The organism is Oceaniglobus sp. K40-3, assembly GCF_055808395.1.
Window position 1 is genome coordinate 241189 of sequence record NZ_CM147868.1, and the last position, 19419, is coordinate 260607.

Genomic DNA, 19419 nt, shown 5'->3' on the forward strand with positions numbered 1-19419 from the left:
TTGTTCGGTTCGGCGGGGGCGCCTGTGTGGGATATGGGGCAGCGGGGCGAATACGCAAGTTCGCGCTTGCCCTTGCCGCCACGCTGAGCATTGGCGCAACACCCGCATTGGCCGCCCCCGTGACCATCGCCGCCCTGGGCGACAGCCTGACGCAGGGGTATGGTTTGCCTGCGGGTCAGGGCTTTGTGCCACAGTTGAACGCATGGCTGGCCGAACAGGGGGCAGATGCCAAAGTATTGAACGCCGGTGTGTCGGGCGACACCACGGCAGGCGGCCTGTCGCGGGTGGACTGGACCCTGACACCCGAAGTTCAGGCGGTGATCGTCACCCTTGGCGGCAACGATCTGTTGCGCGGCATCGACCCGGCCAACAGCCGCGCCAACCTTGACGCGATCCTGAGCAAGATCGACACCCATCACCTGCCTGTGTTGCTGATCGGCATGGCGGCACCGGGCAACTTTGGCCCCGAATTTCAGCGCGATTTCGATGCCATGTACCCGGAATTGGCCACGGCCCACGGCGCGCTTTATGCGCCCAATTTCCTTGGCGCCCTCGAATCCATGGACGACCGGCAGGCGACACTGGCCAAATACATTCAACCCGACGGCATTCACCCCAACGCCGCAGGCGTGACCCTGATTGTTCAGGATCTTGGGCCGAAAGTGTTGGAACTGATCGACGCGGTGGGCCTAGAGGGCACGAATTAGCGCCTCCATCGGCTGCCAGCCTGACAAGGGGGTGCGATCGTTGCCATCGAATTCGAAAAAGCAACCGCCACCGCCCGTCCCCTGATCGTGGATGCGGCTGATCGCCACCCCCGCCAGCGCGCAATACAGCAACGTTCCCACCCCGCCATGCCCGACAAACAAAACGTCACCGCCCCCATGCGCCGCAAGGCAGATTTCGACCTCGGCCAATATCCGCGCCTGCGCCGCGCGTGCCGTTTCCCAGCCCCGGACGCTGTGATCGGGCGCGGCGAAAAACTGATCGGCCACCGGTTCAAATTCGGCAGGGGGCAGAAACCCGGTGGCGCTGCGGTCATTCTCGTGCATCCGCTCGCGGATTTCGACCGGGCAACCCAAGGCCGTGGCAAGTGGCGCTGCGGTTTCAACGGCCTTGGTTTCATTGCTGGAAATAATCCTGCGCGTGCCCGCCAATCCCCCAGAGCGCGCCAATGCACCAACCCGATCCCGGCCAATATCGCTTAGCGACCACAGGGGAATATCCCTGGCCGGGTCAATGATGACCTGCGGGTGGGAAAGATAGCGAACAACGTATGCCATATCCCCATGTGCCATGGTTCGGCGGCGCGGAATAGGGCTGGATCATCAGCGCCGCTTGGGAAACAGTGCGGCGCAACAACCGGAGGGCAATACAATGGACATCATCGAACAATTTCGCGCCATCACCGGCCCGGCCCACTGCCTGACCGGCGCGGATTGCGCCCCCTGGGCCAGCGATTGGACCGGAAGTTACAAAGGCCAGCCCCTCGCGGTTCTGCGCCCCGCCAATACCGGCGAAGTGGCGGCAATCATGAAACTGGCCCATGATAGCGGCACGCCGGTGGTGCCTGCGTCGGGCAATACCGGGCTGGTGGGGGGCACCAATGCGCCGGGACAGTTGGTGATCTCGCTTGACCGGCTGCGCGCCATTCGTGAAATCCGCCCCGAGGCCCGCATCGCCATCGTTGAATCCGGCGTGATCCTGTCGGCCCTGCATGACGCCGTGGGCGACCACGGGCTGGTCTTTCCGGTCACATTGGGCGCGCGGGGATCGGCCCTGATCGGCGGCATCCTGTCCACCAATGCGGGCGGGTCGAACGTGGTGCGGTTTGGCAATACCCGTGAACAGGTGCTGGGCATCGAGGTGGTTCTGCCCACGGGCGAGGTGCTGAACCTGATGAGCGAGCTGCGCAAGGACAACTCGGGGTTTGATCTGCGCGATCTGTTCATCGGTGCCGAAGGAACGCTGGGCATCATCACCGCCGCCGTTCTGAAACTCCAACCCAAACCTGCGGCCTATGCCACCGCCATGGTTGCGCTGCCGTCCCTTGGCGATGCCCTGACCCTGCTGAACCGGCTTCAGGCGGCCACGGGCGGCGCGGTTGAGGCGTTTGAATATATGCCCGCCAGCTATATCGACAGTCAGCTTGCCCTGCGCCCGGGCGCGCGGGCGCCATTCGACGAACGCCATGACGTGAATATCATGGTCGAAGTCGGCGCAACCGCCGCCCGCGACGCCGAATTGACCGAGGCCGGCACGCTGCCCATCGTTGATCTTGTCGAACACACCCTTGGCGAGATGATCGAACAAGGCAGCGTTCTGGACGCCGTGGTTGCCCGCAATGAGGCACAGCGCGCCGAAATGTGGGCGCGCCGCGAAGACGCCGGCGAAGTTTCGGTCATGCACCAGCCCGTTTTGCTGATGGATGTGGCCCTGCCCCTTGATCGGCTCGAACAATTTCTGCCCGCTGCGGAATCCGCCTATCGCAGCGTCGATCCTGACGGCAAAGGTATGCTGGTGGCGCATCTGGGCGATGGCAACGTGCATCTGAGCATGTGGCCCAGCGCCGCCGGACAGACCCGGATCGACACGATCACCCAACAGGTCGAGGGTGTCGTGGCGCAAATGGGCGGCAGTTTTTCCGCCGAACATGGCATCGGGCTGAGCAAGAAAGGCACCATGGCCCGGCGCAAAGACCCGGTGGCCCTTGATGTGATGGCCCGGATCAAGGGCGCGCTTGACCCGGCTGGCATCATGAACCCCGGCAAAGTTCTGCCGTGACAGCCCTGAAAATCATCCTGTGTGACCGCAGTTTGCGGTTGATCGCGCTTGCTCTGCTGGCCTTTGGCACGCTGGTCTGTTCCATCGGGCCTTATCAATCCCTGATCGGGATCGAACGGTTCGGGTTTTCCGACATCGCCTATGCCGTCATTTTCATGACCGGTTCGGTGCTGTCGCTGGTCGCCTCGATCGTTGTGGGCATCCTGACCGACCGAAATGCGAAACGCCGCACCATGGCCCGCCTCATGGCCCTGGCCGGGGTGGTGGGGGCGTTTGCCGTGGCGCTGACCCACAATCCCGTTGCCTATGTGCTGGCGCATCTGCTGTTCTTTCCGGCCTCCAGCACCCTGTTCGGGCAGTTGTTTGCACTGGCCCGGTTGGCGGCATCGGTTCACCCCGAACGACAACGCACCGCCATTCAGACCGGCATTCGCGCGGTGTTCTGCCTGCCGTTCCTTGTGGTGCTGCCCCTGTGGGCCGTGGCCTTCAATGCGGGGGTCGGCCTTTTGGCCATCTATACGGTCAGCGGCATTGCCGGGGCGGTCTGTCTGGCGGTTTTTCTGTTCGCATGGCCCCGGGATGGCAAAACCAAATGGGCGGATGCCGGATCGGGCCTGTCCTTTGGCGCGGCATTGCGCGAATTGGCAGAATGGCGGGTGATGTCGCGGGTGGCGCTGCTGATCGGTATCAACGGAGCGGTTTCGCTTTATATGATTACCGTCGGTTTGATCCTGAACGATGTACCCGGGCGCGGGCCGGGGGATGTGGGGATATTCGTCGGCATCGTTGCGGGGCTTGAGGTGCCGGTGATGCTGGCGCTGCCACGGCTGACCAACCGGTTCGGCATCGCGCCGGTTCTGGCCGGAGGGGCGGCAATCTATGCCGCTTTCCTGTTCGCGCTGCCCTTGCTTGGCCCCTATCCGGCGGTCTGGCTTTTGCTGATTCCGGCGGGGTTGGGGGCGGGGGTGATCGTTTCGCTGCCGCTGTTTTATGTGCAGGATCTGATGGCGCAGCGCCCCGGCGCCGGTGGATCGCTTATCTCACTGGTGTTTCTGGGGGGGCAGGTGCTCAGTTCCGGCGTCTTTGCCCTTGGCACCACCCTTGGGGGGTATGGCACGGCAACGATGCTGGGGGCGGTCATCATCCTGGCCAGCGCTGTTGCGCTGTTTCTGGCCGACCGGCGGGCGCCGGTGGTTCAGGTCTGACGCCAATCAAAGAACCCCTCGCCCGCCCGCGCCAACAGCCCCGCTGCCATGGCACGGCCCATTTCGGCACCATCCTCGATCGCGCCGCCCGTCGCATCGGCCAGACATTCCGTCCCATCCGTGCGCAGGATTTCCCCGCGCAGGCGCAGGGTGCCGCCATCCAGTTCGGCCAACCCGGCGATGGGCGTTTCGCATGACCCGTCAAGCGCGGCCAGAAATGCCCGCTCTGCCGCCAGCCGTTGCCCCGTGGGGCCATGGTGAATCGCCTCAAGCATTGCAGCCACGCGCATGTCATCGCTGCGCCGCTCGATCCCGATGGCGCCCTGGGCCACGGCGGGCAGCATCATATCTTCGGGGATCGGCGTATGGGGCACCTCGCCTGTCGCATTCAGACGGCGCAGCCCGGCCATGGCCAGAAACGTCGCCACCGCCACACCATCGGCCAGCTTGCGCAGGCGGGTCTGCACGTTGCCGCGAAATTCAACCACTTGCAGATCGGGCCGCCGGTACAACACCTGAGAGCGGCGCCGCAGGGACGAGGTGCCAACCACGGCCCCCTCGGCCAGCCCCTCCAGCGCGCCACCGTTCAGCGACACAAACGCATCGCGCACGTCCTCGCGCGGAAGATAGCAATCAAGGATCAGACCGGCGGGCTGTTCCACCGGCATGTCCTTCATGGAATGAACGGCGATGTCGATGGCCCCTGACAGCAGGGCATCTTCGATCTCGCGGGTGAACAACCCCTTGCCGCCCAGCTCGCGCAGTGCGCGATCCTGTATCTTGTCACCCATGGTCTTGATCGGGACAACCTCGAACGCCTCAGAGGGCAGATCAAACGCCGCCGCCAGCCTGTCGCGGGTTTCATGGGCCTGCGCCAGCGCCAGGGGCGAACCTCGGGTGCCGATTTTCAGGGGTTGGGCGGGGGTGGGATATGGTGCTGTCATGGCCAATCCCTAGCCGCGCCGCGCTGACAAGACAACCTATACCCGCTTGACAATCGCACCGCTGGATCAGACCACCCGGGGGATGAAACCGATGGGGGATGCCATGGCCGAAAAGTTACTGATGCGCGCATTGGCGGGCGAAACCCTGCCCACACCACCAGCATGGATGATGCGCCAGGCCGGGCGATACCTGCCCGAATACAAGGCAACCCGCGCACAGGCCGGTGATTTCCTGTCGCTGTGCTATAATCCCGATCTGGCGGCCGAGGTGACATTGCAACCGATCCGCCGCTTTGGGTTCGATGCGGCGATCATGTTTGCCGATATTCTGCTGATCCCCGATGCCCTGGGCGCTGATCTGTGGTTTGTCACCGGCGAAGGCCCCCGGCTGAGCACGATCACCGATCAGGCCGGGTTCGATGCGTTGAAACCGGCGGATGCGGTGCATGATCACCTTGCGCCCATCTATGAAACCCTGAAAATCCTGTCGCGCGAATTGCCCTCTGACGTGGCGCTGATCGGCTTTGCCGGGGCGCCATGGACCGTGGCCACCTATATGATCGCCGGGCGCGGCACCCCCGATCAGGGGCCGGCCCATGCGCTGAAAGATGGCAACCGCCCCCTGTTCGAGGCGCTGCTGGAGCGGATCACCGCCGCCACCATCGAATATCTGTCTGCCCAGATCGACGCCGGCGCCGAGGTGGTCAAACTATTCGACAGTTGGGCCGGATCACTGAAGGGTGACGATTTCAACCGTTACGCCCTGGAACCGGCGCGCCAGATCATCGCGGCCCTCAAGGCCCGTCACCCCGGCGTGCCGGTCATCGCCTTCCCGCGCGAGGCGGGGGATAATTATATCGGGTTCGCCAAGGCGACGGGCGCCGATTGCGTGGCCATCGACAATTCGGTCAACGCCGAATGGGCCGCGCAAAATGTGCAGGTCGATGGCTGTGTTCAGGGCAATCTGGCACCCGGCCATATGGTGACCGGCGGTCAGCCCCTGATCGACGAAGTGCGCCGGATCAAGGCCGCGTTTTCGGGCGGCCCCCATATCTTTAACCTTGGCCACGGGATCACCCCCGATGCCGATCCCGACAACGTCACACTGATGCTGGAGGCGCTTCGCGCCTGACCGGACCGGGCCGGGGCAACAGCCACACCGCCCCGGCCAGCAGCGCGAACGACAGAACCGGATAGGTGATGGCGGTGGAAAAGGCCCGTTCATACGCGACATGGGCCGCGTCACTGCCCGCCGCCGGAACACCATGCAGCATGGTAAAGAATATCTGCCCCACGATGGCGACGCCGATCGAACCGCCCACCTGCTGAAACGCTTGCAACGTCCCCGACGCCGACCCGGTATCCCCCCGAAACCGACGACAGTATGACGTTGAACAACGGCGAGATCGTCGTGCTCAGCCCGATCCCGGCCAGTAACAGCGGCGGGATAAAGGCGCTGCTGACCACCGCCTGGTCGATCTGGCCCACGACGATCCACAATCCCGCCATGCCAGACGCCACACAAAGCGCGCCGGTGGTGATCCGCACCCGCAACAACCGGTTGCCCAACCGCCCGGCAATCAAAGACCCGACCAGCACCCCCACCGAAAACGGCAGCGTCGTCAGCCCGGACTCCAGCGGCGTCAGGCCAAACCCGTTTTGCAGGAACAGCGCCGTTATCAGAAAAAAGCCCGGGATGCCGGAAAACAACAGCGCGGTTATGAACACCCCCAACAGATAGGTCCGGTTGGCCAGCAAACTGGCCGGGAGCAGTTCGGGACGCCCTGCCGCCGCCTGCCGCCGCTGCCACCGGGCAAAGAGCGCGGCCATGGGCACCGAGGCCGCCATCAGCGCAAACGCCCACAAGGGCCAGCCAAGCGCGCGCCCTTCGATCAGCGGAAAGATCACCATCAACAACGCGGCACCGGCCAGAACGATACCCACCACATCAATGCCCAGATCGCGCCGCCGCTTTACCCGTGGCAGCACCCTGATCGCCAAAACGACCGCCGCCAGTCCCACCGGAATGTTGACCAGAAAGATCGGACGCCAGCCAAGGCCCCAGATATCAGCCCCGATCAGAAATCCACCCAGAACCGGCCCGGTGACCGAGGCCAGCCCCGCCGACAGCCCGAACAGGGCAAAGGCCGCGCCGCGTTCCTCGGGGGGAAACAGCGCCGGAACAAAGGCAAGGGTCTGGGGAATCATCAGCGCCCCGCCAACCCCCTGTACCACCCGCGCGGCCAGCAGCGCCTCGATTGAAGGCGCCAGCCCGCAAAAGGCCGACCCAAAGGTGAACACCACAACCCCGGCAATGAACACGTTGCGCCGCCCAAAGATATCCCCAAACCGGCCCCCCGGGATCAGGCACAGGGCAAAGACAAGGATATAGACCGCCACGACCCATTCGATCTGTTCCGGGGTGGCCCCGAATGCGGCCTGAAGACTGGGCAGGGCGACATTCACGATGGTCACGTCGATCAGGTTCATGAACCCGGCCACCAGCAAAACGCCCATGGCAATCCAGCGCGCCCGGGAATCGGGCGATGTGTCGGTCAGTGATGTGTCAGTCATGGAAATGCCTTTGCAGTGGTCCGAATGCCGGCCACGGATCAATCTAGACCGGTTGTTACGGTTTTAAACCCGGCAGCACAATGATCGCCCCATCACCGCCCTGGCCTTGCCGCCTTTTGGTCGCCCGACGCGGGCAGACTGTTGCCATCCGTTGCAAAAGGTCCGCCCATGCGCTTTGTCTTTCATCTGTGTTTCATTGTCTTGCGCAGCGCCCTGACCGGCCTGTCCGTGATCGTGACCGGCTGGTTTCTGGTGGTTGCGCCCACCGACGCCGAACGCCGGGCCTTGTCGGCAAATGCCACAACCGATGACAAAAGCCTGCGCGATGCCGTGGTCGAACTGCGCCTTGCCCGCGCCGCCCTGCGCCTGGCGCCCGATCTTGCGGTAAGCCTGATACAGAAACAAAGCGGCGGCACCGCAACCCGCCAACAGGTCAAGGCGGGGCTGCAAGCCATCGCCGCCGGGCACAAACCTGTCACAGATGGCGCGCCCACCGACGCCCCCGCGCCCCAGCGACCCACCGGGGCAAAATTCCTGAAACCGCCCTCAGACAGCTAGGATCACCCCCATTTCGCCAGGGGCGGCAGGCTCATCAGCACGGCATTGGCATCGTGGCCGGTTTCCAGCCCGAATTTCGTGCCACGGTCATAGACCAGATTATATTCGGCATAGAGCCCGCGATGGATCAGTTGCGCGTCCTTCTCGGCCGCGCCCCATGGCATTTCCCGGCGCCGGTCCACCAGTGGCACATAGGCGGGCAGGAACGCACGCCCGATGTCCTGAATCAGGGCGAAGTCCGCCTCCCAATCACCGGTGCAATGATCATCAAGGAAAATCCCCCCGACACCCCGCGCACGATTGCGGTGGGGAATATAGAAATATTCATCCGCCCACGCTTTGAGCCGGGGATAAAGATCAACGCCATGGGGGTCGAGATAGGCCTTTTGCGTGGCGTGGAAATCGGCGGTGTCCTCGGCAAATTCGATACAGGGGTTCAGATCGGACCCGCCGCCGAACCACCATGCGTGGGGGGTCCAGAACATGCGGGTATTCATGTGTACGGCGGGGGCATTGGGGTTTTGCATATGCGCCACCAGTGAAATGCCGCTGGCCCAGAACCGGGGATCATCGGCCATGCCGGGAATGCCCTTGCGCGCGGCCATGGCCGTCTGTGCCCGTTCGCCAAGGGTGCCGTGAACCGTCGACACGTTGACGCCCACCTTTTCAAACACCCGCCCGCGACGCATGACGCTCATCAAACCGCCGCCTGCGTCACTTCCATCGTCGGATTTGCGCCGGGTTTCGCTTACCTCAAAACGTCCGGCGGGGCGCGCATCGCTCTGACGGTCTTCCAGCGCCTCAAAGGCTGTAACGATGGTATCGCGCAAGTCGCGAAACCAGGTCGCGGCGCGGGTTTTCTCCTGGCTCAGATCATTGGTCATCGCGCGCCCTTTCGGTCAATGTGCCGCCCGATCCACCACGTCCAGCAGGGTGCGCCCGCCATCCACGGTCAGAACCTGGCCGGTCATGAACCGCGACCCGTCCGAGGCCAGAAACTGTACCGCTTCGGCCAGTTCGGCCGGGCTGGCAATGCGCGACAGGGGGGTATGGCCGATGATATCGGCACGCATTCCGGTATCGCCCTTGATCGCGCCTTTCAGGGACGCGCTCATCACGCTGCCAAAGGCCACGGCATTGACCCTGATCCGTTCCGGGGCCAGGGCCACCGCCAGCGAACGTGTGGCCTGATCCAATGCGGCGCAACTGACCGAATAGGCCAGCAGATCGGCGTGGGTCCGGCGCGCGGCGATCGAACTGAGGTTGATGATTGATCCGGCAGGCCGGTCTTCGTGCCCATCGTCGGCGGCCTGTTTGATCATCCGTTTGGCAAAAAGCTGTGACAGGCGCAGGGTGGTCATCAGGTTCTGCTGAAGCAGTATCGACACCGAATCATCGTCCAGATCCAGAGGGTCGGTGGGCATCATCTGCCGCGAGGCGTTCACCAGAATATCCACCCGGTCAAAGGCATCCAACGTGGCGGACAACAGGTTGGCAACGGTCAGTTTTTCCCGCAGATCGCCACAGAAATACCGGATCGCGTCGCTTTCATCATGAGACTCGCCGCATTCATCGGCCAATCGGTCTTCGTCCATGTCGGCAAACATGACATTGGCGCCGCGGTCGACAAAATGCCGGGCAATGGCAAGGCCGATGCCATTGGCGGCCCCTGTGACAACTGCGGTCTTACCTGCGATGGAAAAGGACATGCGGCACTCCGGGTCGAACAGTTAAGATTTCCTGCGCACACGTTCGGCGTTGATCACTTTGAACGCCGGGTCGCGGACAAGATCGGTTATTTTGACGAAGCGTTCGCCAAGTTCCGTCTCATAGGGCAAATGGCGGTTGGCCACCAGCCACAGTTGGCCACCCGGTTTCAGCACCCGCGCAGCGGCGGCGATAAACGACCGGCCAAGGGATGGATCGGGCGCGCGGCCTGTGTGAAACGGCGGGTTTGTCACCACATGATCGGCACCGCCCGGCACCGCGAATGTCGTGGCATCGGCCCAATGAAACCGGGCACGCGGATCGGTCACATTTTCGCGGGCACATTCCAGCGCGGCAAGATCCGCCTCGACCAGATGCAATTCGGTGATCCCGTCGCGCGACGCCAGTTCAGCGGAAAGATAGCCCCAGCCCGCCCCCAGATCGACAACCACGCCTTTCATCTGCGGCGGCAGATGGGCGGCCAACAGGGCCGATCCACGATCAATGCCATCGGCGGAAAACACCCCCGGCATGGTCAACATGCCACCCGGCAAATGTTTCGCCGAGGCCCGCCAATCGGCCACATCCGCGCCGGTGATGCAGAACAGCTTGCCATGGGCCTTGGCGATCACGTTGCCCAATGTGGCGCGTTTGCGCAATTCGCGGATCATGCTGTCGGCGCCATCGGTTTTCTGCCCGTCAATCCAGACCGGCCCATCCCCCACCAACGCCACCGCCTGTGCGATCAGATCGCGGGCCTGTTCCTTTGCCCGGGGCAAAACCACCAATGCGGCGGCGAATTCGCCCTCGGGCGCAGTGACCACATCCAACCCGCGCGCCTGCAAAGCCTCAAAATCCGGGCGCAGCCGCTGCACCACCTGCACAGCGCCAAGCCGGGACAGATCGTCACTGGCGCGCGCGCCAAACACAACCACCCGCCCTTCGGCAGGCAAGGCGAACAGCCCCTGATCAAGGGCAAAGTCAAGACGGGGTGTCAGCATGGGCCGGGCGCGCGCCCTATTCCTTTTCCATGGTGCATTGCAGCGGGTGCTGGTGGCGGCGGGCAAAATCCATCACCTGCGCCACTTTCGTTTCCGCCACCTCAAAGGAAAACACGCCAACAACGGCCAATCCTTTTTTGTGAACCGTCAGCATCAATTCAAACGATTGGGCGTGGTTCATGCCAAAAAAGCGTTCCAGCACATGCACGACGAATTCCATCGGCGTGTAATCGTCATTCAACAGCATGACTTTATACAGCGGCGGGCGCTGGGTTTTCTTGCGGGTCTCAAGGATGACGCCGGAATCGCCATCGTCCGGCGAATCCTTGTCCGACATCATGATGGGGGTCGGGGTCACATCGCACTCCGGGTCAGACGGCAAAGGGTGGTTCAACGCGACTATATAAGGCCTGCATTCTGTGTGAAAAGGGGGGCGGCCCCTTAGGGTGCCAAAACGACAACCGGAGCCATGATGACACGCCCCCTGACCACCATCGCGTTTGATGCCGATGATACCCTTTGGCACAACGAAACCTTCTTTCGCCTGACCCAGGATCGCTTTGCCGACCTGCTGGCTGATTATGTGCCCCGCGATCACCTTGATGCGCGTTTGCTGGCGGCCGAGCGGCGCAATATGGGGCATTACGGTTTCGGGATCAAAGGGTTCGTTCTGTCGATGATTGAAACCGCCATTGAGGTGACCGACGAAAAAATCCCCGCCCGGGTGATTCGCGAACTCGTGGACACCGGGCGCGACATGTTGCGCCACCCCATCGAATTGCTGCCAGAAGTGGAAGACACCTTGCGCCTGCTAAGTGACGATTTCCGGCTGCTGATCATCACCAAGGGGGATCTTCTGGATCAGGAACGCAAGGTGGCGCAATCGGGGCTGGGCGACCTTTTTGACGGGGTCGAGATTGTCTCGGACAAGACAGCAGATGCCTATGGCGCCATTTTCACCCGCCACGGCGACGGCCCCGAACAATGGATGATGGTGGGCAATTCGATGAAATCCGATGTGCTGCCGGTGCTGGGCCTTGGCGGCTGGGGTGTGCATGTGCCTCATGGGTTGGTTTGGGCGCTGGAACATGCCGAACCGCCCGAACAGCACCCCAGATTCCATCAAGTCGAGTCAGTCGGGCAGATGGTTCCAATTGCGCTGGCCCTGGCAGGCTAGCGGCAGCATCGGATCATCGGCGATCGGAAACATCTTGGGGGTCCTGACGATTCGCCCCCTACATGTGGATTAACCACTTCAACCTCGCGTTGAAAGTAACTGAAATTAGGGGATTTTATGAATCCGAAAATTATGCTAGCGTGACACTAACGACGGACCAGGCAACAGATCTGGCCGCATGAGGCAGTATAAGGCAGTATACCGTGGGAACACGAATAAAGCATTTTGTCCGGGCAGGACTGCTCTTCACAACTCTTGTCGTCATGATGGCACCAAGCATGGTGCGCGCCGCGCCCTATGCGGCGATGGTGATCGACGCGCGCACCGGCGAGGTGCTGCATTCGCGCAACGCCGATACACGGCTGCACCCTGCATCCCTGACCAAGATGATGACGCTGTACCTTACATTCGATGCGATCCGGCGGGGCGAAATCTCGCTTGATACCAAGGTGCGGATTTCCAAAAACGCCGCATCTGAACCGCCGTCGAAACTGGGCATGAAAGTGGGCCAGCGCATTGAGCTGCGCTATCTGATCCGCGCCGCCGCGATCAAATCTGCAAATGATGCCGCAACCGCCATCGGCGAGGCCGTAGGCGGGTCGGAAGCGGCCTTTGCGCGGCGCATGAACCGCATGGCAAAGGCGTTGGGCATGTCGCGCACCACCTTCAAGAATGCCAATGGCCTGACGGAATCGGGCCACCTGTCAACCGCCCGCGACATGACAACGCTGGGGCGTCGGCTGCTTTATGATTTTCCCCAGTACTATAACCTTTTCTCGCGCCGCTCCGAAGATGCGGGCATTCGCCGTGTGAACAACACCAACCGGCGTTTGCTAAGCAATTATCGCGGCGCCGACGGGATCAAGACCGGCTATACCAGCGCGTCAGGGTTCAACCTTGTCGCCTCGGCGGCGCGCGGCAACAAACGTATTATCGCCACGGTGTTCGGGGGCCGTTCCAGTGCGGCGCGCAACGCCAAGGTGGCCGAACTTCTGGATCTGGGCTTTGCCCGCGCGCCGGGCAATGCACCGATCAAAAAGAACGCGCGCCCCAACCTTGTGGCCGAAGCGCCCAACGCCGACCCCGACCTGAAGGGCAAGACGATTCGTCTGGTCATGGCGCCAACGGCATCCCGTCGCCCGGTGCGCCGTCCTGGCGTTTCTCCTGAACCTGCCGTTCTGGTGGCCCAGGCGGAAGATGTCGGTGTGACCCGCGCGGCGTCAATCCCCGAAGACCTGATCGTCGCCGCAGCGCCGGCCCCCCGCCGCGCCCTGACGATCTGATTGCCGAGGGCAGCGCGGCCGCGTTGAAACTGGAAGTGGTCACCCGTGTGTCCACCTCGGGCGGGCGCCATTACGGGATCAACGTCGGGAAATACGGATCGAAATACGAGGCCGAAAGCGTGCTGTTGAAAACCGCGCTGGTCGAAATCGGCACCCTGGACGACGCCCTGCGCAAGGTCGTGACCCGTAAAGGCGGCTATGATGCCAATTTCGTCGGCATGACCGAGGATATGGCCGCCCTCGCCTGTCGCCGGCTTGAAGCGCGCAAGATCACCTGCACCACCCTCGGGCCGGGCTGAGCCTTTGACAGCCTGCCCTCAAAGGGGCGGGCGCCTTACACGCCTGACTGACCAATCTTGTGATCCAGCGCCGCAGCCAACAGGGTGCGGGTATATTCGGTTGCAGGGGCGTCAAACACCCGCTCTGCATCGCCCTGCTCAACCACATCGCCCCGCTTCATCACCAGAACCTTGTGACTAAGCGCGCGCACGACCTTCAGGTCGTGGGAAATGAAGATATAGGCCAGCTTGTATTTCTGTTGCAGATCCCGCAGCAGTTTCACGATCTGCACCTGCACCGTCATATCCAGCGCCGAGGTCGGTTCATCCAGCACCACAAGCCGCGGGCGCAGAATCATCGCCCGGGCGATGGCGATTCTCTGGCGCTGGCCACCGGAAAATTCGTGGGGGTATCGGTGCATCGTCGCCGGGTCCAACCCCACCTCGGCCATGATCGCGGCCACCTTGGTGCGGTATTCTTCGGCGCTTCCCTTGTCGTGGATTGTCAGGCCTTCGGCGATGATCTGTTCCACAGTCATACGCGGCGAAAGAGAACCATAGGGATCCTGGAACACAATCTGCATTTCGCTGCGCAGCTTTTTCAACCGCTTGCGCGACACGGAAGCGCCCTTGACGGCATCGCTTGAAATATCCTCACCCTGCAAGGTGATGCGCCCCTTTGAGGCGATCAACCGCATGATCGCCAGCGCCAGCGTGGTTTTGCCCGAGCCGGATTCGCCAACGATGCCCACGGTTTCACCTTCGCGCACCGCGAAACTGGCCGCATTCACCGCCTGCACATGGCCCACTGTTTTACGCAGAAGGCCGGATCGGATCGGAAACCAGATGCGCAGATCCTCGACCTGCACGACTTCTTCGGCAAACCCCGGCACGGGGGCCGGCACCCCGGTGCTTTCGGCGCTCAGCAGCATTTGCGTATAGGGGTGGCTTGGGGCGTTGAATATCTGTTCCGTCGGCCCGTGTTCGACGATTTCGCCGTCCTTCATCACACAGACCCGGTCGGCGATCTTGCGCACGATTCCAAGGTCATGGGTGATGAACAGCATCGACAACCCGGTGTCGCGTTTCAATTCTTCCAGCAATTCCAGAATCTGCGCCTGAATGGTCACGTCCAGCGCCGTTGTCGGTTCATCCGCGATCAACAGTTCCGGGCCGTTGGCCAGTGCCATGGCGATCATCACCCGTTGCCGCTGCCCCCCGAAAGCTGGTGAGGGTACGCCTCAAGCCGGGACTCGGGGTCGTTGATGCCCACCTGGGTCAGCAATTCGATAATCCGGTCACGCGCCGCCTGCCCGCGCAACCCCTGATGCAACGCCAGAGATTCCGCCAGTTGTTTTTCCAGCGTGTGCAGCGGGTTGAGCGAGGTCATCGGCTCTTGAAAGATAAAGCTGATGTCGTTTCCCCGGACCCGGCGCAATTCGGCCTCGGGTGCGCCGATCATCTCGGCCCCGCGATAGGTGATCGACCCGGAAATCCGCGCCGAATCGCCCAAAAGCGAAACCGTGGACAGCGCCGTGACCGATTTTCCCGACCCCGATTCACCCACCAATGCGACGGTTTCGCCCTTTTCCACATGGAACGACACGCCCCGCACCGCGTGGGTTTCGGCACCGTCCTGACGGAAGGCGACATTCAGGTCACGGACCTTCAGAACAGCGGTCATTGAAAGGTCTTTCTGGGGTCAAATGCGTCGCGGATGCCCTCGAATATGAACACCAGCAGCGACAACATGATCGCAAAGGTGAAAAACGCGGTAAAGCCCAACCACGGCGCCTGAAGGTTCTGTTTCGCCTGCAAGGTCAGTTCGCCCAGTGACGGCGACGACGACGGCAGGCCGAAACCAAGAAAATCGAGCGAGGCAAGTGTGCTGATCGTGCCGGTGATGATGAACGGCAACATGGTCACCGTGGCCACCATGGCGTTGGGCAGCATATGGCGAAACATGATCGTCCAGTTGCCCACGCCCAATGCCTTGGCCGCGCGGACATATTCGAAATTCCGGGCGCGCAGGAATTCGGCGCGCACCACCCCCACAAGGGCGGGCCAGCCGAACAGCACCGTCACCAGCACCAGCAGCCAGAAACTGCGCCCGAGAATCGCGAACAGGATGATGATGATGTAAAGGCTGGGCGTGCTGGTCCAGATTTCCAGGAACCGCTGGAAAATCAGATCGGTCCAGCCGCCAAAATACCCCTGCACCGCCCCCGCCATGACGCCCACGATACTGGTCAGAACGGTAACGATCAGCGTGAACAGGATCGACAGGCGAAACCCATAGATCACCCGCGCCACCACATCGCGCGCCGTATCATCGGTGCCCAGCAGGTGGTCGCCGTCAGGCGCCGAGGGCGCGGCGGTGCCAATATCGTTGATCGTGTCATAGGAATAGGGGATCGGCGGCCACAGCACCCAGCCCTTGGCGAAATCGGGGTTGTCGGCCAATTCCCCCGACTCTGCTGCGGCAATCAGCGCGTCGGGGGTATCGAAACAATCCTCCAACCCGCCGGTGATGATCAGGCATTGCACCTCGGGGTCGCTGTACACCGCCTCGGTCTGGAAATCGCCGCCAAAGGCCGTTTCGGGATAGAAATTGAACACCGGGGCGAAATATTCGCCGCGATAATCCACCAAAATCGGTTTGTCGTTGGCGATGAATTCGGCAAACAGCGACAGAATGAAAATCACGCCGAAAATCCACAGGGACCACAGCGCGCGGCGGTTGCGTTTGAAATTGCGCCAGCGCCGCTGATTGAGCGGGCTAAGCCACATGCGCGGTTGCTTTGGCACGTCGACATCCATCGTTCAGCCCTCGCGCCGCTCAAAGTCGATCCGGGGGTCGACAAAGACATACATCAGGTCTGACAGGATACCGACAACAAGGCCGATCAGGCCGAAGAAAAACAGCGTGCCAAAGATCACCGGATAATCCCGCGCCACCGCCGCCTCGAACCCCAGCCGCCCCAGGCCATCAAGCGAAAAGATGGTTTCGATAATCAGTGACCCGCCAAAGAACACCCCGATGAACACCGACGGAAACCCTGCAATCACGATGAGCATGGCATTGCGGAAGATGTGACCATAAAGCACCCGGGATTCCGACAGCCCCTTGGCCTTGGCGGTGACCACATACTGCTTTTTGATCTCGTCCAGAAAACTGTTCTTGGTCAGCAGGGTCAGGGTGGCAAAGGCCGAAATTGTGCTGGCCAGCACCGGCAGGGCGATGTGCCAGAAATAATCCAACACCTGCTGCACCGGTCCCATCTGATTCCAGTTATCGCTGGTCAGCCCCCTGAGCGGGAAAATCTGCCAATACGACCCGCCCGCAAACAGCACCAGCAGAAGAATCGCGAACAGGAACCCCGGAATCGCATAGGCCACGATGATCAGCGCGCTTGTCCATGTATCGAATTTCGACCCGTCCTTTACCGCCTTGCGAATGCCCAGCGGGATCGACACCAGATAGGCTATGATCGTCGACCACAACCCAAGGGTGATCGACACTGGCATCTTTTCCAGCACCAGATCCATAACCGAGATCGAGCGAAAATAACTGTCGCCGAAATCAAAGCGCATGTAATTCCACATCATGCTCAGAAACCGTTCAAGCGGCGGTTTATCGAACCCGAATTCCTTTTCCAGCTTGGCAATGAATTCGGGCGGCAGACCGCGCGATCCCACATAATTGTCCGTCTCGAATGTGCTGGTCCCGGCATCGCCCGACCCGCCGGAAATTCCGGCAAACACGTCGCCTTCGCCCTCAAGTTGGGCGATGATCTGTTCTATCGGGCCGCCGGGCACGAATTGGGTCAGGGTAAAGTTGATGATCATGATCCCCAAAAGCGTGGGAATAATCAGCAATAACCGGCGAAGAATATAGGCGCCCATGGCAGATCAAAGCGCCCCGGCATCGTGCAGTTTGGCAGCCTTGTCGGCGTTGTACCACCAGAAATCCAACTGCCCCAGGTCATAGGGCGGCAGGGGATCGGGGTGTTCGAACATATCGTAATAGGCCACCCAATAGCTGTCGTTGTACCACACCGGCACCACGAAATACTTGGCCCGCAGGATTCGGTCGATGGCGCGCACCCCGGCCTGCATATCCGCAAGCGTGTCGGCCTTGATCACTTCGTCGATCAGCACATCCACCCCCGGATCGCAAAACGCAGCGGGATTGAACACGCTGTTCTGTGAATCCTTGCAGCCATAGCGCTGCGCGGTGCCTGTCCCCTCTTCCAGACCGTTGACGTAGGAATCAAAGATCATGTCATAATCGCCGTCCCGGGTGCGGGCGGTGTATTGGGCATCGTCGATCCGGTTGTAAACGGCATCGACGCCCAGCCGTTTCAGGTTGTCGATATAGGGCAGGATGATCCGGTCAAAACTGGGGTTGTTTTGCAGGAATTCCACCCGCAGGGCTTTGCCATCCTTGCGCAGCACACCGTCAGCGCCGGGCGCCCACCCCGCCTCTTTCAACAGTTTCAAGGCGCCCCGCAGCGCCCCACGGTCAAGCTGGCGCGCCGAACCGTCATCAGGAAGCTGAACCGGCGTGGTCAGGATCGCCGGATCGAGTTTGTCCCCCAGGCCCTTTAGCAATTCCAGTTCGCGCCCCTCGGGCAGGCCCTCGGCGGCAAGAACCGAATTCTGCCAGAACGATGCGCGGTGTTTGAACAACCCGTATTGCAGGGTGTCGTTGGTCCACGTGAAGTTGAACATCATGCCAAGCGCGCGGCGCACCCGAACATCCTGAAACTTTTCCTGCCGCAGGTTAAAGACAAAACCAGTGGCCGCCGGAAGATTGCCATCGGGCAGTTCGGCTTTCACGACCCAGCCTTTGTCGATCGCCGGGAAATCATAATTGCTCGCCCATGAAATGCTGCTGGTTTCCTGACGGAAGGTATAAGCCCCGGCCTTCAGCCCCTCCAGCGCGGCGTTGCTGTCGGCAAAGAATTCGACCCGCATCTTGTCGAAATTGTTGCGCCCGACATTGATCGGCAGGTCGGCGCCCCAATAATCAGGGTTCCGCTTGACCGAGATCCGGCGGTTCACCTCGACCTCATCAATCATGTAAGGCCCGGACCCGGGCGAATTGTCCAGCCGGCTTTCATCCAGGCGCGCGCCGGTATCTTCATACCATTTCTTCTGAAACACCACAAAGGCGCCCGCCTGTGAAATCAGGCCCTTGCGCGGAACATCGGGGTTAAAGTTGAACTTGATCCGGTGTGGCCCCAGCACCTCGACCGAGGGAATCAGGTTCTTTACCGCTGAACTGAACGACGGCAGGCCCTGTTCCATGAACAGATCATAGGTGAATTTCACATCCTCGGCGGTCAGGGGGCTGCCGTCGGAAAACTTTGCCTCGGGGTGGAGATTGAAAATCACCCAATCCTGATTGGCCGGATATTCAAGGGTTTCGCACAGCAGGCAATAGGCGCCATAGGGATCATCGGCCACGCTGGTCATGATCCGTTCATAGGGCAGAATGGAAAACGCGGCGGCGCGCCCCTTGCGCGAAAACGGGTTCATCAGAATCAAAGGTGCCGCGCGCCCAGGTCGAAATCTCGCCGCCTTTGGGGGCATCCGGGTTCACATAATTCAGATGTTCGAAATCGGACTCATAAACCAGCCCACCCAGATCGGAAAATCCGGTGGCAACCAGAACACTGTCCGCCCGCGCCATCTGCGCCCCCAGCAACACACCCGCCCCGACAAACAGCGCACCCAGCCCCCAGGCCCATCGCTGCGTCCGGTCCTGTGCATGGGCGGTCCGGGCAATGGCGCGGGGCCGCGTGGCGGCAAAAATGGGGTTTGGCATGAACGGCTCCGTCACGGGAAGATGGTGAATGGGGGCGACAATGGTGTGGCACAGGGTAAAGGCGGCATCGGCCAA

The 19419-nt window shown here is 61.7% G+C and carries 16 protein-coding genes and 3 pseudogenes; 7 read left to right on the forward strand and 12 right to left on the reverse strand.

Going from position 1 to position 19419, the window contains the following annotated elements; translation table 11 throughout:
- Positions 1-26 precede the first annotated feature (26 nt).
- Positions 27-707, forward strand: coding sequence for an arylesterase (locus tag AC0L7P_RS01295; protein WP_473434149.1), 681 nt, complete (start codon positions 27-29; stop codon positions 705-707).
- On the opposite strand, the gene AC0L7P_RS01300 is transcribed toward AC0L7P_RS01295, so the two are convergent.
- Positions 690-1283 (reverse strand): histidine phosphatase family protein, encoded by a 594-nt coding sequence (locus AC0L7P_RS01300; protein ID WP_473434150.1) that lies wholly within the window; start codon positions 1281-1283, stop codon positions 690-692. The two genes, AC0L7P_RS01295 and AC0L7P_RS01300, sit on opposite strands and share 18 nt — an antisense overlap.
- A gap of 94 nt (positions 1284-1377) precedes the next feature.
- Between AC0L7P_RS01300 and AC0L7P_RS01305 the strand changes: the two genes are divergently transcribed.
- Positions 1378-2784, forward strand: coding sequence for an FAD-binding oxidoreductase (locus AC0L7P_RS01305; protein ID WP_473434151.1), 1407 nt, complete (start codon positions 1378-1380; stop codon positions 2782-2784).
- Complete coding sequence (locus tag AC0L7P_RS01310) at positions 2781-3989, forward strand: MFS transporter (RefSeq protein WP_473434152.1); 1209 nt, start codon at positions 2781-2783, stop codon at positions 3987-3989. Before AC0L7P_RS01305 ends, AC0L7P_RS01310 begins: the two co-directional genes overlap by 4 nt.
- On the opposite strand, the gene hemC is transcribed toward AC0L7P_RS01310, so the two are convergent.
- A complete protein-coding gene (hemC, locus tag AC0L7P_RS01315) occupies positions 3980-4933 on the reverse strand; it encodes a hydroxymethylbilane synthase (RefSeq protein WP_473434153.1) in 954 nt (317 codons plus the stop codon). The genes AC0L7P_RS01310 and hemC overlap by 10 nt on opposite strands.
- Positions 4934-5036: 103 nt before the next feature.
- Here hemC and hemE point away from each other — a divergent pair, with 103 nt between their 5' ends.
- The gene (gene hemE / locus AC0L7P_RS01320) at positions 5037-6065 is read left to right on the forward strand and encodes a uroporphyrinogen decarboxylase (protein WP_473435513.1); all 1029 of its coding nucleotides are present in this window, start codon (positions 5037-5039) and stop codon (positions 6063-6065) included.
- On the opposite strand, the gene AC0L7P_RS01325 is transcribed toward hemE, so the two are convergent.
- Together AC0L7P_RS01325 and AC0L7P_RS01330 are read right to left on the reverse strand one after the other, a co-directional pair.
- The gene (locus AC0L7P_RS01325) at positions 6034-6228 is read right to left on the reverse strand and encodes a hypothetical protein (protein WP_473434154.1); all 195 of its coding nucleotides are present in this window, start codon (positions 6226-6228) and stop codon (positions 6034-6036) included. The genes hemE and AC0L7P_RS01325 overlap by 32 nt on opposite strands.
- On the reverse strand, positions 6176-7507 hold the full coding sequence (locus tag AC0L7P_RS01330) for an MFS transporter (RefSeq protein WP_473434155.1): 1332 nt from the start codon (positions 7505-7507) through the stop codon (positions 6176-6178). Before AC0L7P_RS01330 ends, AC0L7P_RS01325 begins: the two co-directional genes overlap by 53 nt.
- Positions 7508-7675: 168 nt before the next feature.
- On the opposite strand from AC0L7P_RS01330, the gene AC0L7P_RS01335 reads away from it, so the two are divergent.
- Positions 7676-8065 carry a hypothetical protein gene (locus AC0L7P_RS01335; protein WP_473434156.1) on the forward strand — a complete coding sequence of 130 codons (390 nt, stop codon included), beginning with the start codon at positions 7676-7678 and terminating at the stop codon, positions 8063-8065.
- Between the two features lie 2 nt (positions 8066-8067).
- Here the strand turns inward: AC0L7P_RS01335 and hemF are convergent, their stop codons facing one another.
- From hemF to clpS, 4 genes are read right to left on the reverse strand one after another with little or no spacing between them, the layout of a single operon-like run.
- Positions 8068-8949 carry an oxygen-dependent coproporphyrinogen oxidase gene (gene hemF, locus AC0L7P_RS01340; protein ID WP_473434157.1) on the reverse strand — a complete coding sequence of 294 codons (882 nt, stop codon included), beginning with the start codon at positions 8947-8949 and terminating at the stop codon, positions 8068-8070.
- 15 nt (positions 8950-8964) lie between these two features.
- On the reverse strand, positions 8965-9774 hold the full coding sequence (locus AC0L7P_RS01345; RefSeq protein WP_473434158.1) for an SDR family NAD(P)-dependent oxidoreductase: 810 nt from the start codon (positions 9772-9774) through the stop codon (positions 8965-8967).
- Between the two features lie 21 nt (positions 9775-9795).
- Positions 9796-10773 (reverse strand): class I SAM-dependent methyltransferase, encoded by a 978-nt coding sequence (locus AC0L7P_RS01350; protein WP_473434159.1) that lies wholly within the window; start codon positions 10771-10773, stop codon positions 9796-9798.
- 16 nt (positions 10774-10789) lie between these two features.
- Entirely contained in the window at positions 10790-11113 is a 324-nt protein-coding gene (gene clpS / locus AC0L7P_RS01355; protein WP_473435514.1) for an ATP-dependent Clp protease adapter ClpS, read from the reverse strand.
- Positions 11114-11245: 132 nt separating this feature from the next.
- Between clpS and AC0L7P_RS01360 the strand changes: the two genes are divergently transcribed.
- Entirely contained in the window at positions 11246-11950 is a 705-nt protein-coding gene (locus AC0L7P_RS01360; RefSeq protein ID WP_473434160.1) for an HAD family hydrolase, read from the forward strand.
- Positions 11951-12213: 263 nt separating this feature from the next.
- Positions 12214-13532 (forward strand): annotated as a pseudogene (locus AC0L7P_RS01365) (D-alanyl-D-alanine carboxypeptidase family protein).
- 35 nt (positions 13533-13567) lie between these two features.
- Here AC0L7P_RS01365 and AC0L7P_RS01370 read toward each other — a convergent pair.
- From AC0L7P_RS01370 to AC0L7P_RS01385, 4 genes and pseudogenes are all read right to left on the reverse strand, one after another.
- A pseudogene (locus AC0L7P_RS01370) lies at positions 13568-15195 on the reverse strand (ABC transporter ATP-binding protein).
- Positions 15192-16331 (reverse strand): ABC transporter permease, encoded by a 1140-nt coding sequence (locus AC0L7P_RS01375; RefSeq protein WP_473434161.1) that lies wholly within the window; start codon positions 16329-16331, stop codon positions 15192-15194. Before AC0L7P_RS01375 ends, AC0L7P_RS01370 begins: the two are co-directional and overlap by 4 nt.
- Positions 16332-16334: 3 nt before the next feature.
- Complete coding sequence (locus AC0L7P_RS01380) at positions 16335-17417, reverse strand: microcin C ABC transporter permease YejB (protein WP_473434162.1); 1083 nt, start codon at positions 17415-17417, stop codon at positions 16335-16337.
- Between the two features lie 6 nt (positions 17418-17423).
- Positions 17424-19344 (reverse strand): annotated as a pseudogene (locus AC0L7P_RS01385) (extracellular solute-binding protein).
- Positions 19345-19419 lie beyond the last annotated feature (75 nt).

Bases quoted from the DNA above. Each gene is read 5' to 3' on its own strand.
- AC0L7P_RS01300 (WP_473434150.1), bottom strand. From the start codon at position 1,283: ATGGCATACGTTGTTCGCTATCTTTCCCACCCGCAGGTCATCATTGAC.
- AC0L7P_RS01375 (WP_473434161.1), bottom strand. From the start codon at position 16,331: ATGGATGTCGACGTGCCAAAGCAACCGCGCATGTGGCTTAGCCCGCTC.
- AC0L7P_RS01335 (WP_473434156.1), top strand. From the start codon at position 7,676: ATGCGCTTTGTCTTTCATCTGTGTTTCATTGTCTTGCGCAGCGCCCTG.
- AC0L7P_RS01345 (WP_473434158.1), bottom strand. From the start codon at position 9,774: ATGTCCTTTTCCATCGCAGGTAAGACCGCAGTTGTCACAGGGGCCGCC.
- hemC (WP_473434153.1), bottom strand. From the start codon at position 4,933: ATGACAGCACCATATCCCACCCCCGCCCAACCCCTGAAAATCGGCACC.
- AC0L7P_RS01350 (WP_473434159.1), bottom strand. From the start codon at position 10,773: ATGCTGACACCCCGTCTTGACTTTGCCCTTGATCAGGGGCTGTTCGCC.
- clpS (WP_473435514.1), bottom strand. From the start codon at position 11,113: ATGATGTCGGACAAGGATTCGCCGGACGATGGCGATTCCGGCGTCATC.
- AC0L7P_RS01380 (WP_473434162.1), bottom strand. From the start codon at position 17,417: ATGGGCGCCTATATTCTTCGCCGGTTATTGCTGATTATTCCCACGCTT.
- hemE (WP_473435513.1), top strand. From the start codon at position 5,037: ATGGCCGAAAAGTTACTGATGCGCGCATTGGCGGGCGAAACCCTGCCC.
- AC0L7P_RS01360 (WP_473434160.1), top strand. From the start codon at position 11,246: ATGACACGCCCCCTGACCACCATCGCGTTTGATGCCGATGATACCCTT.
- hemF (WP_473434157.1), bottom strand. From the start codon at position 8,949: ATGACCAATGATCTGAGCCAGGAGAAAACCCGCGCCGCGACCTGGTTT.
- AC0L7P_RS01330 (WP_473434155.1), bottom strand. From the start codon at position 7,507: ATGACTGACACATCACTGACCGACACATCGCCCGATTCCCGGGCGCGC.
- AC0L7P_RS01305 (WP_473434151.1), top strand. From the start codon at position 1,378: ATGGACATCATCGAACAATTTCGCGCCATCACCGGCCCGGCCCACTGC.